15 protein-coding genes and 3 tRNA genes are annotated in these 16,124 nt (G+C 58.1%); 1 reads left to right on the forward strand and 17 read right to left on the reverse strand.

From position 1 onward, the window contains the following. Nucleotides 1-81 precede the first annotated feature (81 nt). Both ampE and ampD read right to left on the reverse strand, forming a co-directional pair. Nucleotides 82-918, reverse strand: a complete 837-nt coding sequence (gene ampE / locus AC1Q6Y_RS20615; RefSeq protein ID WP_492625054.1) for a regulatory signaling modulator protein AmpE — start codon at nt 916-918, stop codon at nt 82-84. Continuing rightward, nucleotides 915-1,475, reverse strand: coding sequence for a 1,6-anhydro-N-acetylmuramyl-L-alanine amidase AmpD (gene ampD / locus AC1Q6Y_RS20620; RefSeq protein WP_057716470.1), 561 nt, complete (start codon nt 1,473-1,475; stop codon nt 915-917). The genes ampE and ampD overlap by 4 nt, the downstream gene beginning before the upstream one ends. Nucleotides 1,476-1,718: 243 nt before the next feature. Here ampD and nadC point away from each other — a divergent pair, with 243 nt between their 5' ends. Next, a complete protein-coding gene (gene nadC / locus AC1Q6Y_RS20625) occupies nt 1,719-2,567 on the forward strand; it encodes a carboxylating nicotinate-nucleotide diphosphorylase (protein WP_057716471.1) in 849 nt (282 codons plus the stop codon). 131 nt (nt 2,568-2,698) lie between these two features. Here the strand turns inward: nadC and AC1Q6Y_RS20630 are convergent, their stop codons facing one another. The 15 genes from AC1Q6Y_RS20630 to folP all read right to left on the reverse strand — a co-directional run bounded on the left by AC1Q6Y_RS20630 (nt 2,699) and on the right by folP (nt 16,120). Continuing rightward, entirely contained in the window at nt 2,699-3,004 is a 306-nt protein-coding gene (locus AC1Q6Y_RS20630) for a DUF6388 family protein (RefSeq protein WP_090453044.1), read from the reverse strand. A gap of 331 nt (nt 3,005-3,335) precedes the next feature. Beyond that, nucleotides 3,336-3,411: transfer RNA gene (locus AC1Q6Y_RS20635), tRNA-Thr, on the reverse strand. 139 nt (nt 3,412-3,550) lie between these two features. Next, the gene (gene pnp, locus AC1Q6Y_RS20640; RefSeq protein WP_007915263.1) at nt 3,551-5,656 is read right to left on the reverse strand and encodes a polyribonucleotide nucleotidyltransferase; all 2,106 of its coding nucleotides are present in this window, start codon (nt 5,654-5,656) and stop codon (nt 3,551-3,553) included. Nucleotides 5,657-5,862: 206 nt separating this feature from the next. Further along, nucleotides 5,863-6,132 carry a 30S ribosomal protein S15 gene (rpsO, locus tag AC1Q6Y_RS20645; RefSeq protein ID WP_015093441.1) on the reverse strand — a complete coding sequence of 90 codons (270 nt, stop codon included), beginning with the start codon at nt 6,130-6,132 and terminating at the stop codon, nt 5,863-5,865. A 117-nt stretch (nt 6,133-6,249) separates the two neighbouring features. Then, nucleotides 6,250-7,167, reverse strand: coding sequence for a tRNA pseudouridine(55) synthase TruB (gene truB, locus AC1Q6Y_RS20650; RefSeq protein ID WP_090453040.1), 918 nt, complete (start codon nt 7,165-7,167; stop codon nt 6,250-6,252). Nucleotides 7,168-7,170: 3 nt separating this feature from the next. Next, entirely contained in the window at nt 7,171-7,572 is a 402-nt protein-coding gene (gene rbfA, locus AC1Q6Y_RS20655) for a 30S ribosome-binding factor RbfA (RefSeq protein WP_007973108.1), read from the reverse strand. A 159-nt stretch (nt 7,573-7,731) separates the two neighbouring features. Beyond that, nucleotides 7,732-10,257, reverse strand: coding sequence for a translation initiation factor IF-2 (gene infB, locus AC1Q6Y_RS20660; RefSeq protein WP_492625055.1), 2,526 nt, complete (start codon nt 10,255-10,257; stop codon nt 7,732-7,734). A 27-nt stretch (nt 10,258-10,284) separates the two neighbouring features. Further along, nucleotides 10,285-11,766 (reverse strand): transcription termination factor NusA, encoded by a 1,482-nt coding sequence (gene nusA, locus AC1Q6Y_RS20665; RefSeq protein WP_007988680.1) that lies wholly within the window; start codon nt 11,764-11,766, stop codon nt 10,285-10,287. Between the two features lie 59 nt (nt 11,767-11,825). Continuing rightward, nucleotides 11,826-12,284, reverse strand: coding sequence for a ribosome maturation factor RimP (gene rimP / locus AC1Q6Y_RS20670; protein WP_007915250.1), 459 nt, complete (start codon nt 12,282-12,284; stop codon nt 11,826-11,828). 138 nt (nt 12,285-12,422) lie between these two features. Beyond that, nucleotides 12,423-12,499 (reverse strand) — tRNA-Met (locus tag AC1Q6Y_RS20675). 97 nt (nt 12,500-12,596) lie between these two features. Continuing rightward, nucleotides 12,597-12,682, reverse strand: a tRNA-Leu gene (locus AC1Q6Y_RS20680). Between the two features lie 22 nt (nt 12,683-12,704). Further along, the gene (gene secG / locus AC1Q6Y_RS20685; RefSeq protein ID WP_017336473.1) at nt 12,705-13,088 is read right to left on the reverse strand and encodes a preprotein translocase subunit SecG; all 384 of its coding nucleotides are present in this window, start codon (nt 13,086-13,088) and stop codon (nt 12,705-12,707) included. A 4-nt stretch (nt 13,089-13,092) separates the two neighbouring features. Then, the gene (tpiA, locus tag AC1Q6Y_RS20690) at nt 13,093-13,848 is read right to left on the reverse strand and encodes a triose-phosphate isomerase (RefSeq protein ID WP_218494887.1); all 756 of its coding nucleotides are present in this window, start codon (nt 13,846-13,848) and stop codon (nt 13,093-13,095) included. Between the two features lie 66 nt (nt 13,849-13,914). Next, nucleotides 13,915-15,252 carry a phosphoglucosamine mutase gene (gene glmM / locus AC1Q6Y_RS20695; RefSeq protein WP_090453035.1) on the reverse strand — a complete coding sequence of 446 codons (1,338 nt, stop codon included), beginning with the start codon at nt 15,250-15,252 and terminating at the stop codon, nt 13,915-13,917. 16 nt (nt 15,253-15,268) lie between these two features. Then, nucleotides 15,269-16,120, reverse strand: a complete 852-nt coding sequence (gene folP, locus AC1Q6Y_RS20700; RefSeq protein ID WP_218494886.1) for a dihydropteroate synthase — start codon at nt 16,118-16,120, stop codon at nt 15,269-15,271. Nucleotides 16,121-16,124 lie beyond the last annotated feature (4 nt).

Below are 16,124 nucleotides of genomic sequence, written 5' to 3' on the forward strand. Positions count from 1 at the left end.
CAGAAGTCCGCGAGCGATACGAAGCGAACTCAATGTGGCGAGGGGGCTTGCCCCCTCGCCACAATGGCTCAGACAGCCGGGTTAATGCAGGACCGTCCACAACGCAAACCCGGCATACCAGAGCACCGCCGCACGCAGCAGCAGCGCCCAGATGCGATCCAGATTGTTGATACCTTCCGCGCCGGTCACCGGCGCCGGAATTTCACCGGCCACCAGCCCGACTTTCACGATCAATTGCGCGGCGCTGATGTTCCAGTTCAGCAGCTCATGCAGCATCACCCGACTGACCGCGACAAAATTGCCGACCAACGCCAGGCTCGCGGCCAGCAGACGCACCGGCAACCAGTCGAAGGCGTGACGCAGTTGCCCGGCGCGCTCGATCACTGCAGGGTTTTTCCCGTGCTCTTCGGCCAGCGCCAGCAACCGATAACTCAGCGCCGCAACCGGACCCAACAGGAAGTACCAGAAAATCACCGCGAAAAAGCTCTGGTAGGCTTCCCACAGCAAATGCCCTTCGACCTGCTCCAGCAGCTGCTCGCCATTGTCTGCGCAGATATCCAGATCGCGCTGGGCGACATGGGCCGCCGCTTGCAGGTCCTCCCGACGCCAGGCATCGCGGAACGGCCCGAGATCGCCCAGTAGATCACCGCGCCCCAGGCTGTAGATGACTACCAGCATATGGATCGGCAACGCCAGCAAGCCGTAGGCCACCGGCTCGATGACGACCAGCAGCAACCCCAGCAACGCCACCGGCAACAAGACCAGTATCGACAGCACCAACCATGGTCGGTTTGAAAATCGCGGGCTGGCCTCAAGCTTGTTCAGCTCGTGTGTCCAGCCATTGTCACGCTGAACCCGATGGCGCAGGGCCGAGAACTTCTCGATCCACACCGCCAACAGCAACACCAGAAAACTCATCGTCCTTCCTCTTGTGCCAGGGCGGCACGATAGCGTGCCCAGTCGAACGCCGGCCCTGGATCGGTTTTGCGCCCCGGTGCAATGTCGCTGTGCCCGCAGATGCGCTCTGTGGTGATTGCCGTGAACGCCTGTTGCAACTGGCGCGTCAGGGCTGTCAACGCGTGGTATTGCGCGTCGGTGAACGGCAGATCATCCGTGCCTTCGAGCTCGATGCCCACGGAAAAATCGTTACAGGTTTCCCGCCCCTCGAAGCTCGAGACGCCCGCATGCCACGCACGCTCAAGGCACGAAACAAACTGGGTAACGGTACCGTCACGTTCGATCAGAAAGTGCGCCGACACCCGCAAGTCCACGATCCCTTCAAAATAGGGATGTTCGGTGACATCCAGACGATTCTGGAAAAACTCCTGCACCTTGCCGGTGGCGAACTGCGCCGGCGGCAGGCTGATGTTGTGGATCACCAGCAGGGAAATTTCGCCTGTGGGGCGCGCATTGAAGTTGGGAGAGGGGCAGACATGCACACCCTGAATCCAACCGCTCGCGGGGTCCAACTGCATACCGATTCCTTCAACGTCGACTGTATTGGCACAGTATGCCGCGATAATCCCCCAGGACGCGATCACTTGCCGCGTTTGAGGTTGCCGATCTCAAACAGGCGTATGTTCGGAATCGACAGCCAACGCCGGTAACGTCAGGGATTCGACCAAATACAGGTGCCAGCGCAAACGTAACGCTCTGATGCCTTGGGTTGGTCGGTGCCATGGCCCTATAATCGAGCCACTTTGTTTGTGGAGTCCGTTATGCCGAATCTACGTCTCGCCGATCTGACCGCCGAAATCGAAGCCAACGTGCGCCGTGCGCTGCATGAAGACATCGGCAGCGGCGATATCACCGCGCAGTTGATCCCGGCTGAACGCCTGGCCAAAGCCACCATCATTACCCGCGACGCGGCCGTCATCAGCGGCACCGCCTGGGTGGATAACGTGTTTCGGCAACTGGACCCGCGGGTGGCGGTGCACTGGCAGGTTGCCGACGGTGAACGGGTGACGCCCAATCAGGTGCTGTTCCACCTCGAAGGCCCTGCGCGCTCACTGCTGACCGGCGAACGCAGCGCCCTGAACTTCCTGCAACTGCTCTCCGGCGTGGCGACCCGCGCGCAATACCTGGCGGACTTCGTGGCCGAGACTCAGGTCAAGCTGCTCGACACCCGCAAAACACTGCCGGGGCTGCGCCTGGCGCAAAAGTACGCCGTGACCTGCGGCGGTTGCCATAACCACCGCATCGGCCTGTATGACGCCTTCCTGATCAAGGAAAACCACATCGCCGCCAGCGGCGGCATCGCGCAGGCCATTGCCGCCGCGCACAAGATCGCCCCGGGCAAACCGGTCGAGATTGAAGTGGAAAGCCTGGATGAACTCAAGGAAGCGCTGGCGGCCGGTGCCGACATCATCATGCTCGACGAACTGAGCCTGGACGACATGCGTGAAGCCGTGCGCCTGAATGCCGGCAAGGCCAAGCTGGAGGCCAGCGGCGGGATCAACGAAAGTACGTTGCTGCCAATTGCACAGACCGGGGTGGATTACATTTCGATCGGTGCGATGACCAAGGATGTGAAGGCGGTCGATCTGTCGATGCGCCTGAGTCTCTGATCACACGTATGTGAGTTGCCAAAACTGTAGGAGCGAGCTTGCTCGCGATGTACCTGAGAGCGCCATGTTTAACCAGTAAACAGGCGTTATCGTTAACGACCATCGCGAGCAAGCTCGCTCCTACATGAGTGTCAGACCACCAGATTGTTCATCTCGCAGTACTCTTCCCACTCGACGCCCAACACCTCGGCTGCTTCCTTGTGCAGTTTCAGGCGTTCGGTCTCGTATTCTTCCGGGGTTGATGTGTACTTGAGCGTCAGTTCCCACGGTTGCAAGCCCTGGGCTTCGGCTTCATCCTCGAACGCCCACTGGATCTGGTCTTTCTGATCGTCGGCGGACAAGTCCTTGATCTCGTCCATCAACTCGGGGGCATCCAGCACATACTTCTTCAGCGCTTCTTCGTGTCGGGCTTCCTGGGTCATCTCTTTAACAGTCATGGCGTTCTCGCTGATCTGGGAATGGAAGATGGATCTGGATCTTCAAGGATCTCTCTGACACAAAAAACCGGATCAAGCCCGGTTTATCTGGCCTTCAGAACCATTCTGGATCATCTGAAAACTGCTGGGCGTTGCTCAGGCAGACTCCGAATATAGGACGTTTGGCTGAGGATTTACACGTCTCTTTACATCTCCCCACAAAAAGTTGTGCACACAATGTTTTGATGGCGGCGGGAACATAAATTCAAACAGCGATCAGGACCGCGAACTCGAGAACCTCAAGCGCACCGTCGAGAACCTGAGCGGAAAGGTGAAACAAGCGAGGGAGATATGGTGCCCGAGACAGGAATCGAACCTGCGACCTTCGCGTTACGAGTGCGCTGCTCTACCGGCTGAGCTACACGGGCGGTGGGCTAAACCTAGCACCGAGTTTCGGCAACGGCAACGTCGTCAATCAACTCTGTGATCTACAGACAAAAAAATGCCCCACCGTTTTCACGGCGGGGCATTTTTTATAACGTTGAAGCGGTCAGGCGTGAGGCGTGATTAAACGCCCGAAGCCTTGGCTGCCGCCACGTCTTTGATGGACAGCTTGATACGGCCGCGGTTGTCCACGTCCAGTACCAGCACTTCCACTTCCTGGCCTTCTTTCAGGATGTCGGTCACTTTCTCAACGCGAGCATCGCTCAGCATGGAGATGTGAACCAGACCGTCCTTGCCCGGCAGGATGTTGACGAATGCGCCGAAGTCGACGATGCGCTCAACCTTGCCGACGTAGATCTTGCCGATCTCGGCTTCAGCGGTGATGCCCAGAACGCGCTGACGTGCTGCTTCAGCCGCTTCCTTGGTTTCGCCGAAGATCTTGATCGAACCGTCGTCTTCGATGTCGATCGAAGCCTTGGTTTCTTCACAGATCGCACGAATGGTCGCGCCGCCTTTACCGATGACATCACGGATTTTGTCGGTGTCGATCTTCATCGCGATCATGGTCGGAGCGTTGGCCGACAGTTCGGTACGCGACTGGCCAATGATCTGGTTCATCTGGCCGAGGATGTTCAGGCGCGCTTCCAGGGCTTGGCCCAGAGCGATTTCCATGATCTCTTCGGTGATGCCCTTGATCTTGATGTCCATCTGCAGCGCGGTGACGCCTTTGGCGGTACCGGCTACCTTGAAGTCCATGTCGCCCAGGTGGTCTTCGTCGCCCAGGATGTCGGTCAGGACGGCGAATTTCTCGCCTTCTTTAACCAGACCCATGGCGATACCGGCAACCGGCGCCTTCATCGGCACACCAGCGTCCATCAGGGCCAGGGAAGCGCCGCAAACGGAAGCCATCGAGCTCGAACCGTTGGATTCGGTGATTTCCGACACAACACGGATGGTGTACGGGAACACGTCAGCGGCAGGCAGCATGGCCGAAACCGAACGACGGGCCAGACGGCCGTGACCGATTTCGCGACGACCAGCGCCACCCATGCGACCACACTCGCCTACCGAGAACGGAGGGAAGTTGTAGTGCAGCATGAACGGGTCTTTCTTCTCGCCTTCCAGGGTGTCCAGCAGCTGTGCATCACGGGCAGTACCCAGAGTTGCAACGACCAGAGCCTGGGTTTCGCCACGGGTGAACAGAGCCGAACCGTGGGTTTTTGGCAGAACGCCGACTTCGATGTTCAACGGACGTACGGTCTTGGTGTCGCGACCGTCGATACGTGGCTTGCCGTTAACGATGTTTTCGCGAACGGTGCGGTATTCGATTTCGCCGAAAGCCGCTTTGACTTCGCTGGAAGAAGGCTGGCCTTCTTCACCGGACAGCTTGGCAACGACCTGATCCTTCAACTCGCCCAGGCGAGCGTAACGGTCGGCCTTGACGGTGATGGTGTAGGCCTGGGAGATCGCTTCGCCGAACTCGGCACGGATAGCGCCCAGCAGTTCGGTGGCTTCTGGCGCAGGCGCCCAGGTCCAGGTTGGCTTGGCAGCTTCAGCGGCCAGTTCTTTGACGGCGTTGATCACAACCTGGAACTCGTCGTGAGCAAACAGTACCGCGCCCAGCATCTGGTCTTCGGTCAGCTCTTTGGCTTCCGATTCAACCATCAGCACAGCGTCCGAAGTACCGGCAACGACCATGTCCAGGCTCGAAGCAGCCTGTTGCTCGTAAGTCGGGTTCAGCAGGTAACCGGTGCTTTCGTGGAACGCAACGCGGGCAGCGCCGATCGGGCCATCGAAAGGAATGCCGGAGATCGCCAGCGCAGCCGAGGTACCGATCATCGCAGCGATGTCCGGATCGGTCTTCTTGCTGGTGGAAACGACGGTGCAGACAACCTGCACTTCGTTCATGAAGCCTTCCGGGAACAGCGGACGGATCGGACGGTCGATCAGTCGGGAAGTCAGGGTTTCTTTCTCGGAAGGACGGCCTTCGCGCTTGAAGAAACCGCCAGGGATCTTACCGGCAGCGTAAGTCTTTTCCTGGTAATGAACAGACAGAGGGAAGAAGCCCTTGCCTGGATCGGCTTGTTTTGCACCGACTACGGTCACCAATACGCTGACGTCGTCGTCAACGGTGACCAATACTGCGCCGGAGGCCTGACGGGCGATACGGCCAGTCTCGAGGGTAACGGTCGACTGACCGAACTGGAATTTTTTGATTACCGGGTTCACGGTGTCCTACCTTCTTTGTGGCTCTTGGGGGAACTGGTTTCTTGCGAAATTCTTGGGCAACGCCGGGAATCGGCCCGACTGGTTTGTCCAGGTGTTACTCAGGCAAAGCAGGTATCCAGATAAAACTTGAGGCTGGGAGCCTGCCATGCGCCGGCGGGAAACCCGCTGGTGCACGACAGACAACCAACCTCTAGCGCAATCGCTTATTAGCGACGCAGACCCAGGCGACCGATCAGAGTCTGATAACGACCCAGATCCTTGCCTTTCAGGTAGTCCAGCAGCTTACGACGCTGGTTAACCATGCGGATCAGACCACGACGGGAGTGGTGGTCTTTACCGTTGGCCTTGAAGTGACCTTGCAGTTTGTTGATGTTGGCGGTCAGCAGTGCAACTTGCACTTCTGGCGAACCGGTGTCACCAACAGCTTGCTGGTAGTCAGCTACGATTTGAGCTTTTTCTTGAACGTCGAGAGCCATGAGGCAATCCTTTTATCAGGAAACTGTTTCAGAAAAACAGTTTCAACAGGCCAGGGACAAATCCCTGTATCTAAAAATGAGTAGTGACCGTGCCTGTTGACAGCCACCCTCGTCCGGTCATTCTGACCGAATCAGTCGACGCGGCGCGATGCGCCCGTCTTCGCTCACTTCACCGATACCGATGAAGCGACCATTGTGATCCTGTACCCGTACCATGCCGAACTTCGGAGCATCCGGGGCACGTACCGGCTGGCCGTTGAGCCAGTAGAACGCACTCGCTTCCGAGAACTGCAACAGTGGCCAATCCAGCAGGCCGCTGTCCGATGGCATCAGGAAGCGATCGACCGCTTCGTTGCCGCCTTCGGCATGTACCGCTTCCAGCTCTTCGAGGGTAACCGTCTGCGCCAGGGTGAATGGCCCGGCCTGGGTACGTCGCAGTTCTGCAACGTAAGCGCCACAACCGAGTTGCTCACCGATATCCTCCACCAGGGTACGGATATAGGTGCCTTTGCTGCAATCCACCGCCAGCCGCGCAGTATCACCTTCGAAGGCCAGCAATTCCAAGCGCGTAATAGTAACAGAACGCGGTTCGCGCTCCACTACTTCGCCTGCACGAGCCAGCTTGTACAGCGGCTGGCCGTCACGCTTGAGTGCTGAGTACATCGGCGGTATCTGACTGATTTGCCCACGAAATTTCGGCAGTACAGCCTCGATATCGGGGCGACCAACGGTCACCGGGCGCTCCTGCAAAACTTCACCTTCGGCATCCGCCGTGGTGGTGGTCTTGCCCAGTTGCGCCAGGGTTTCATAACCCTTGTCGGAATCGAGCAGGTATTGCGAGAACTTGGTCGCCTCGCCGAAGCACAGCGGCAACACGCCGGTGGCCAAGGGATCGAGACTGCCGGTATGACCTGCCTTTTCGGCGTTCAGCAACCAGCGAACCTTCTGCAAGGCCGCGTTGGAGGTGAACCCCAGCGGTTTGTCGAGAAGGATAATGCCGCTGACGTTACGACGGATACGTTTGACCTGAGCCACCGATTACTCCTTGGTGTCTTCGGCTTCTGCCGCAACCGGATGCTGATTGTCTTCAGCCACTGCGCGCTCGATCAATGCCGACAGATGCGCACCACGCACGACGCTTTCGTCGTAGTGGAAGTGCAGCTGTGGAACGCTGCGCAGCTTCATCTCGCGAGCCAACTGCATGCGCAGGAAACCGGCGGCAGAGTTGAGCACCTTGATGCTTTGTGCAATTTCTTCGGCGCTGTCCTGCCCCATCACGGTGATGAAGATCTTGGCGTGACCGACGTCACGGCTGACTTCCACTGCGGTAATGGTGACCAGGCCGACGCGCGGGTCTTTGACTTCACGACGGATCAGTTGTGCCAGCTCACGCTGCATCTGATCGCCGATGCGTTGGGTACGGCTATATTCTTTTGCCATGTCTTGTTACCTGTTACTGCCCCACGGTCAAACCCGTGAGGTCTGAAAGCGGCAAACGCCCGGCCTGACAAAAGCCAGACCGGGCGTTGCGTTTAGAGTCCTGGTGACGAATAGCGCATTTGCATGCGACGACCCGTCACGGCTCCTGAAGTGCGCGAGTTAGAGGCTGCGAGCAACCTGCACCTTCTCGAAGACTTCGATCTTGTCACCGACTTTAACGTCGTTGTAGCTCTTCACGCCGATACCGCATTCCATGCCGGCACGTACTTCGGAAGCGTCATCCTTGAAGCGGCGCAGGGATTCCAGCTCGCCTTCGAAGATAACGATGTCTTCACGCAGTACACGGATTGGACGGTTACGGTGAACAACACCTTCGATAACCATGCAACCGGCGATCGCGCCAAACTTCGGCGAACGGAACACGTCACGCACTTCGGCGATACCCAGGATGTTCTCGCGAACATCGCTGCCGAGCATACCGGTCAGGGCTTTCTTGACGTCTTCGATGATGTCGTAGATCACGTTGTAGTAACGCATATCCAGACCTTCCTGCTCGACGATCTTGCGCGCGCCGGCATCGGCACGCACGTTGAAGCCGAACAGTACAGCGTTGGAGGCCAGTGCCAGGTTGGCGTCGGATTCGGTGATACCACCGACGCCGCCACCCACTACACGCACTTGCACTTCGTCGTTACCCAGGCCGTTCAAGGCACCGTTCAACGCTTCCAGCGAACCACGGACGTCGGATTTGAGGACGATGTTGAGCGTCTTCTTCTCTTCCTGGCCCATGTTTTCGAAGATGTTTTCCAGCTTGCCGGCGTGAGCGCGAGCCAGTTTGACTTCGCGGAACTTGCCTTGACGGAACAAAGCCACTTCACGGGCTTTCTTCTCGTCGGCAACCACACTCATCTCGTCGCCAGCGTCCGGGGTACCGTCCAGGCCGAGAATCTCGACAGGGATGGCCGGACCGGCTTCCTTGATTGGCTTGCCGTTCTCGTCGAGCATGGCACGTACACGGCCATAGTTCGAACCGACCAGGACCATGTCGCCTTGGCGCAGGGTACCGTCTTGAACCAGAACGGTAGCCACCGGGCCACGGCCCTTGTCCAGACGCGATTCAACCACGACGCCACGACCAGGAGCCGACGGAGTTGCAGTCAGTTCCAGGACTTCGGCTTGCAGCAATACGGCTTCGAGCAGTTCGTCGACGCCAGTACCCATCTTCGCCGAGACCGGTACGAACGGAGTGTCACCACCCCACTCTTCCGACGTCACGCCGTGAACCGACAGTTCGCTACGGATGCGATCGAGGTCAGCACCTGGCTTGTCGATCTTGTTCACTGCAACAACCAGTGGCACACCAGCCGCTACTGCGTGCTGGACAGCTTCAATGGTCTGCGGCATCACGCCGTCGTCCGCTGCAACCACCAGGATCACGATGTCGGTCGCCTTGGCACCACGGGCACGCATTGCGGTAAACGCGGCGTGACCAGGGGTGTCGAGGAAAGTCACCATGCCACGGTCGGTTTCAACGTGGTATGCGCCGATGTGCTGGGTGATACCACCGGCTTCGCCAGCAGCAACCTTGGCACGACGGATGTAGTCGAGCAGGGAAGTCTTACCGTGGTCAACGTGGCCCATTACGGTCACGACTGGTGCGCGGGAAACTGCCTCGCCTTCAAACTTCAGGGACTCGGCCAGGGAATCTTCCAGGGCGGTGTCGCTGACCAGGGTCACTTTGTGGCCCAGCTCCTCGGCAACCAACTGGGCAGTTTCCTGATCCAGTACCTGGTTGATGGTCGCTGGAGTACCCAGTTTGAACATGAACTTGATGATTTCAGCAGCCTTCACCGACATCTGCTGGGCGAGATCGCCAACAGTGATGGTTTCGCCGATCTTCACTTCGCGCACGACAGGGCCGGTCGGGCTCTGGAAACCGTGGGCGTTGCGCTTCTTCAGCTTGGCCTTGCCGCGACCACCACGACGGAAGCCATCGCTTTCTTCGTCGGTAGTACGTGGGGCAACACGTGGAGCCGGAGCCTTTTCCTTGACCGAAGCACGATGCGGAGCGTTTTTGCGCTCGCCATCGCCGCTACCGCGACGGTTGCTGTCATCGGCACGTGGCTTGTCCGGACGGCGCTGTTCGTCGCGCTTGCGGGTATCGGCCGCAGGAGCTGGAGCAGCCGCCACAACCGGTGCGCTTTCGCGAACTGGCTCGGCCACCGCAGCAGGCGCTGCAACAGGTTCGGCTTGAGCGGTCGGCGCAGCAGCAGGCTGGCGACGCGCTTCTTCTTCGGCGCGACACTTGGCTTCTTCTTCAGCCTTCTGACGAGCAGCATTTTCTACTGCGCGACGTTCATCCAGTTCACGCTTGCGCTCGGCTTCGATTTCTTCCGGGCTGCGCTGTACGAAGACTTTCTTCTTGCGTACTTCAACGCTGATGCTCTTGCTGCCAGCAACACGCAGGGTGCTGGTGGTTTTACGCTGCAGCGTAATCTTGCGTGGTTCTTCCACTTTCGCCTTGTGGCTGCTTTTCAAGTGAGTCAGCAACGATTGCTTCTCACTGTCAGTCACACTTTCTTCGGCGGCGGTGTGCGGCAGACCTGCCTCACGCATCTGCTGCAACAGGCGCTCTACCGGTGTTTTGACCTCATCGGCCAGTTGTTTCACCGTGACTTGCGTCATGCACTTCTCTCCTCAGGCCGCGCCTAATTACTCGAACCAGTGGGCTCGGGCGGCCATGATCAACTTGCCGGCACGATCATCGTCAATGCCGTCGATGTCGAGCAGGTCGTCAATAGACTGCTCGGCCAGGTCTTCGCGGGTAATTACGCCGCGCACCGCCAGTTCCATCGCCAAATCCTTGTCCATACCCTCAAGCGAGAGCAGGTCTTCGGCCGGATGGGCGTCTGCCAGCTTTTCCTCAGTAGCGATGGCTTTGGTCAACAAGCGATCCTTGGCACGAGCGCGAAGCTCGTTGACGATTTCCTCGTCAAAGCCGTCGATGTTGAGCATTTCTTCCAACGGTACGTAGGCAATCTCTTCCAGGCTGGTGAAGCCTTCATCAACCAGCACCTGAGCCAGTTCTTCGTCGACTTCCAGCTCGTCGATGAAGTTGCGCAGGATGTCGCCGGTTTCTGCTTGCTGTTTAGCCTGGATGTCCGATTCGGTCATCACGTTCAGGGTCCAGCCAGTCAACTGGCTGGCCAGACGCACGTTCTGACCACCGCGACCGATGGCCTGAGCCAGATTGTCTGCGCCAACGGCGATGTCCATTGCGTGGGCATCTTCGTCAACGATAATTGCCGCAACCTCGGCCGGGGACATGGCGTTGATCACGAACTGAGCCGGGTTGTCGTCCCACAGGACGATGTCAACACGCTCACCGCCCAACTCACCCGACACTGCCTGGACGCGCGAACCGCGCATACCGATGCAAGCGCCCTGCGGGTCGATGCGTTTGTCCTTGGAGCGAACGGCGATCTTGGCGCGCGAACCCGGATCACGGGACGCAGCCATCACTTCGATCAGGCCTTCGGCAATTTCCGGCACTTCGATGCGGAACAACTCGATCAGCATTTCCGGCGCGGTACGCGACAGGATCAACTGCGGGCCGCGGTTCTCGGTGCGGATTTCCTTGAGCAGCGCACGCAGACGCACGCCAACCCGGAAAGTTTCGCGAGAAATGATGTCTTCACGGGCCAGCAACGCTTCAGCGTTGTTGCCCAGATCAACGATCACGTTGTCGCGGGTAACTTTTTTCACGGTGCCGGAGATGATTTCACCCAGGCGCTCGCGGTAAGCGTCAACAACCTGAGCGCGCTCGGCTTCGCGAACTTTCTGCACAATGACTTGCTTGGCAGTCTGTGCGGCAATGCGGCCGAACTCGATGGACTCGATCTTCTCTTCTACGACGTCACCGACCTTGGCGCCAGGATGCGTTTCAGCAACCTTGCTCGGCCAGGTTTCGATGGCCGGATCGTCCAGGTCTGCTTCTTCGACGACCGTCCAGCGACGGAATGTCTCGTATGCACCCGTGTGGCGGTTGATTTCCACACGCAGATCAACTTCGTCTTCAAAACGCTTTTTGGTAGCAGTGGCCAAGGCCAGCTCCAGCGCTTCAAAAATCACGTTTGCCGGTACGCCCTTTTCATTGGATACCGACTCAACAACCAGCAGTACTTCTTTGCTCATCGTACGCCTCGCCTTTCGCAAGCCATTGGATCCGCGGGATCCGCAGTATCTGGCACGCCTCAGTCAAAACTGGGAATAATGTTGGCCTTGTCGATCATATCGATCGGCAACAGGAACTCATGGTCATCTACCTGCACCACGACATCCTGCTCTTCTACGCCGCGCAGAAGGCCCTGAAAGTTGCGTCGTCCTTCAAAAGGCGAGCGCAGCTTGATCTTCACTTGTTCACCGGCAAATTTTGCAAACTGCTCAAGAGTGAACAGAGGGCGTTCCATGCCAGGCGAGGAAACTTCAAGGGTGTACTCAACGGAGATAGGATCTTCAACATCCAGCACACCGCTGATCTGACGGCTGACGATGGCGCAATCGTCCACCAGCACGCCGCCTTCTTTATCGATATAAACGCGCAACATCGAGTGACGACCCTGAGCCGAAAACTCGATACCCCAGCATTCATAGCCTAGGGCCACGACCACCGGGGCCAGCAAGGCCTGCAACTCTTCTAGCTTGCTCGACACCTGAACCCCCTAGTGCATGTATGTGCATGCTATGCAAAATAAAAAAATGGGCGAAACGCCCATCCTTGAAACGCCGTCGAACAGCGGCGTTGAAAGTGTCCAGCTAACAAAAAGCCCCTTAAAAGGGGCTCCTTAAACTGGTTGCGGGGGCCGGATTTGAACCGACGACCTTCGGGTTATGAGCCCGACGAGCTACCAGACTGCTCCACCCCGCGACAAAGCTGGGGCGGAAGTATACGACCGATCCCCTACAGGGTCAATGTAACCTTCCACCTGCAAGAAAGCCCGCAACAGCGGGCTCTCCTGACTAATTGGTACCGAGAAGGGGACTCGAACCCCTACACCCTATGGGCACAACCACCTCAAGGTTGCGTGTCTACCAATTCCACCACCTCGGCAATACTACGTTTGAAACCCTTCTTACTTCTGCTCTTGAGCTGGAGGCACGTCAGTCGCTGGAGTAGCCGACTTTTGCTCTTGAAGCACCGGGACATCATCAGAAGCCGGTTGTTGCTTTGGAACTTCAAGTACCGCTGGATTTGGGAGACCTACTTGAGTCAGCTGGTGAGCCTTCTCTTTAGCAAAGTAACCTAACCCCAAGCTGGTTATGAAAAAACCTGCGGCAAGTATAGCAGTAAACTTACTAAGAAAGGTAGAGGAACCTTGGCTTCCGAACACAGTATTTGAAGCACCTGCTCCGAAAGACGCGCCAGCATCCGCACCTTTACCCTGCTGCAGCAAAACCAGAGCTACTACGCCCAATGCACCCAGCAGATGAAAAACGACTACGACTGTTTCCAGCATTTTTTCAGTTTCCCGCGGCGCGACAGATCGCACCGAACTCATCTGCATTCAGGGAAGCCCCACCAATGAGACCCCCATCGATATCCGGCATGCCGAACAGTTCGACCGCATTGGCCGCCTTCACGCTGCCGCCGTATAGAAGCCGCACACCTTGTGCGACTTCAGAATTCTCTGCCGCCAACTGGGCGCGAATGGCTGCGTGCACATCCTGCGCCTGTTGCGGCGTTGCAGTCAGCCCCGTGCCAATGGCCCAGACCGGCTCGTAAGCGATCACTGCCTTGGCAAAGGCACCGACACCCAGCTCCTCAATGATACTGCCAAGCTGACGCGAGACAACCTCAAGAGTTTTTCCGGCTTCACGTTGCTCCAGGGTCTCCCCTATGCACAACACCGGAGTCAAGCCACATGCCTGTGCCGCTGCGAACTTGCGGATCAGCATTGCGTCCTGCTCCCCCAGAATCTGGCGGCGCTCGGAATGCCCGACAAGCACCAGGGAACAACCTGCATCCACCAACTGACTCGGTGCAACTTCACCGGTCAACGCACCTTGTCCGGATTCCACCGCAGAATTCTGCGCGCCGACCGAAATCGACTTTCCTTCCAGGCCTTCAATCACTTGATTGATATGCAGGAAAGGCGGGAATACCGCAACATCAACACTGCTCGGCAAGGCCAAGTCACGAAGGCCGTTGATCAGCTCTGCGACGCTGGCGCGGGTACCGTGCATCTTCCAGTTACCAGCTACCATAGGGCGACGCATGCTGTACCTCGTCGGTCAAAGTGGGCGCAGATGTTACCCAACACAATCATGGCTGGCAAGCCGAATTCAGGCAGAAACTTCAGTAACCAGTTTTGCCAGCTCTTCGGCATACCCACGAACCTGCGTTTCGTCTTCACCTTCGACCATCACACGCACCAGCGGCTCGGTTCCGGACTTGCGCAACAGCACACGCCCGCGACCTGCCATGGCCTTGGTCACACGCTCGCTGGCCTCCTTGACCGACGGATGTTCGAGAGGGCTTGCGCCACCGCCGAATCGCACATTGATCAGCACCTGAGGACACTTGCGCAGCGCCTGCCGCGATTGCGCCAGACCTTCGTCACGCCTGCCCAGCGCCATCAACACCTGCAGCGCCGCAATAATTGCATCGCCCGTGGTGGTGTGGCTGAAGCACACGATGTGCCCGGAGTTTTCACCACCCACGATCCAGTTGCGCTCCAGCAGTTCGGCAATGACATAGCGGTCACCGACATTGGCGCGCACCAATGGAATACCCAGATCCGCCAAGGCCAGCTCCAGCCCCAGGTTACTCATCAGGGTTCCGACCACGCCGCCCTGCAGCTTGCCGCGCTCATGCAGGTCACGGGCAATGATGAACAGCAATTCGTCGCCGTCCACCACCGCTCCCGTGTGATCGACCATCTGAACGCGATCACCGTCACCATCGAAGGCAATGCCCAGATCAGCCTTCTCGGCCACGACGGCAGCCTGCAGCGACCCCATATGGGTCGAACCGCAATTGTCGTTGATGTTCAATCCATTCGGCTGCGCCGACAATACGACGACTTCAGCGCCCAACTCGCGGAACACGCTCGGCGCCACTTTGTAGGTCGCACCGTGAGCGCAGTCGATCACGATCTTGAGGCCGGTAAAGCTGGTACCGGTCGGCACACTGCTCTTGCAGAATTCGATATACCGACCCGACGCGTCATTGATTCGCGACACCTTGCCGATCTTGCTCGACTCAACCACAGTCATTGGGGTATCGAGCAGCTCTTCGATCATGTGCTCGACTTCATCCGGAAGCTTGGTGCCCTTGCCGGAGAAGAACTTGATGCCATTGTCATCATGCGGATTATGCGACGCACTGATGACGATGCCTGCCTCGGCATGGAAAGTGCGCGTCAGGTAGGCGATTGCCGGAGTCGGCATCGGCCCCAGCAGCATCACATCGGCACCTGCCGACGTCAGCCCCGCTTCAAGCGCCGACTCAAACATGTAGCCGGAGATTCGGGTGTCCTTGCCTACCAATACCTTGCAGGCGCCCATCTTGCGGAAAGCCATGCCTGCAGCCCAGCCGAGCTTGAGCATGAAATCAGGAGTAATCGGGTATTCACCGACACGCCCACGAATACCATCGGTGCCAAAATATTTTTTGCTCATAAGTGCTCCTTCATTCTTATTCGGCTGATTCCACTGCGGCGATCATCCGCACCACATCCACTGTTTCGGCTACATCATGGACGCGCAATATACGCGCACCTTTCGCCAAAGCCAGCGCCGCGAGCGCCAAACCACCATACAGCCGGTCTCCCACCGGACGATTCAATGCCTGACCAATCATGCTCTTACGCGAAACCCCGACCAACAGGGGCCGACCCAAGACATGCAGGGCTTCCATATGTTTGAACAAACTCAGATTGTGCTGCAAGGTTTTGGCGAAGCCAAAGCCGGGATCAAGAATGATCCGCTCAGCTGGAATACCCGCCAATGAACACTGATGCATGCGCTCGGCGAGAAACTCGCCGACCTCCCGGGTGACATCCTGATACTGCGGATTGTCCTGCATATCGCCCGGCTCGCCCAGCATGTGCATCAGACAAACCGGCAGCCCGGTGGCAGCAGCAGCATCCAGGGCACCATCGCGTCGCAACGAACGCACATCGTTGATCAGGCCCGCACCCAGGCGCGCTGCTTCTCGCATGACGGCAGGCGTTGAGGTGTCGACCGAGATGATCACATCCAGCTCGCGATTGATGCGCTCGACGATGGGGGCTACGCGCTCCAGTTCTTCGAGTGGCGACACAACCCTGGCACCAGGGCGGGTGGACTCGCCACCGACGTCGATCAGCGTCGCGCCGGCAGCCACCATGGCTTCGGCGTGGCGCATGGCCGCGTCAAGCTGGCTGTATTGGCCACCATCGGAGAAAGAATCAGGGGTGACATTGAGAATACCCATAACATGCGTCTGGGCCAAATCAAGAACCCGGTTGCCGCAAGGCAACCGGGTCGAGGACTGAACAGAAGTCATTTAA

Source organism: Pseudomonas sp. GW823-FHT06E10 (genome assembly GCF_058794995.1).

Bases quoted from the DNA above. Each gene is read 5' to 3' on its own strand.
- ampE (WP_492625054.1), bottom strand. From the start codon at position 918: ATGAGTTTTCTGGTGTTGCTGTTGGCGGTGTGGATCGAGAAGTTCTCG.
- ampD (WP_057716470.1), bottom strand. From the start codon at position 1,475: ATGCAGTTGGACCCCGCGAGCGGTTGGATTCAGGGTGTGCATGTCTGC.
- nadC (WP_057716471.1), top strand. From the start codon at position 1,719: ATGCCGAATCTACGTCTCGCCGATCTGACCGCCGAAATCGAAGCCAAC.
- AC1Q6Y_RS20630 (WP_090453044.1), bottom strand. From the start codon at position 3,004: ATGACTGTTAAAGAGATGACCCAGGAAGCCCGACACGAAGAAGCGCTG.
- rpsO (WP_015093441.1), bottom strand. From the start codon at position 6,132: ATGGCTCTCGACGTTCAAGAAAAAGCTCAAATCGTAGCTGACTACCAG.
- rbfA (WP_007973108.1), bottom strand. From the start codon at position 7,572: ATGGCAAAAGAATATAGCCGTACCCAACGCATCGGCGATCAGATGCAG.
- infB (WP_492625055.1), bottom strand. From the start codon at position 10,257: ATGACGCAAGTCACGGTGAAACAACTGGCCGATGAGGTCAAAACACCG.
- nusA (WP_007988680.1), bottom strand. From the start codon at position 11,766: ATGAGCAAAGAAGTACTGCTGGTTGTTGAGTCGGTATCCAATGAAAAG.
- secG (WP_017336473.1), bottom strand. From the start codon at position 13,088: ATGCTGGAAACAGTCGTAGTCGTTTTTCATCTGCTGGGTGCATTGGGC.
- tpiA (WP_218494887.1), bottom strand. From the start codon at position 13,848: ATGCGTCGCCCTATGGTAGCTGGTAACTGGAAGATGCACGGTACCCGC.
- glmM (WP_090453035.1), bottom strand. From the start codon at position 15,252: ATGAGCAAAAAATATTTTGGCACCGATGGTATTCGTGGGCGTGTCGGT.
- folP (WP_218494886.1), bottom strand. From the start codon at position 16,120: ATGACTTCTGTTCAGTCCTCGACCCGGTTGCCTTGCGGCAACCGGGTT.